Source organism: Acinetobacter johnsonii (genome assembly GCF_048551975.1).
In the GTDB taxonomy this organism is placed as follows: Bacteria; Pseudomonadota; Gammaproteobacteria; order Pseudomonadales; family Moraxellaceae; genus Acinetobacter; species Acinetobacter johnsonii_A.
In genome coordinates this window covers 1-253 of record NZ_JBIMCF010000310.1, presented here as the reverse complement: position 1 = coordinate 253, position 253 = coordinate 1, and the positions used below count along the sequence as shown (strand labels likewise).

Below are 253 nucleotides of genomic sequence, written 5' to 3'. Positions count from 1 at the left end.
ATTTTCAATCTCGGCATTTTCATCATCGGTGCTGAGGGCGTGAACTAAAATGTCCCCACGATCTTGATCGATGCCTGCTGAAACAGTGCCTGGTATAGTGGTAATAATCATCGCCAGTAAGGTGTTTACTTCCTCATGTTGTGTTTCCAGCGGAACAAGAAACCACTTGGGTTGTAGACGATCAATTGGGCCGAGGACCAATTTAGCCACTTGAATATTCGACATCACAATGTCGTATAACACCACAAAAAAG

At 43.9% G+C, this 253-nt stretch carries 1 protein-coding gene; it reads right to left on the bottom strand.

From position 1 onward, the window contains the following. On the bottom strand, positions 1-253 hold a 253-nt coding region (locus ACG9ZB_RS17605; protein WP_419326882.1), incomplete at both ends, for a Na+/H+ antiporter subunit E.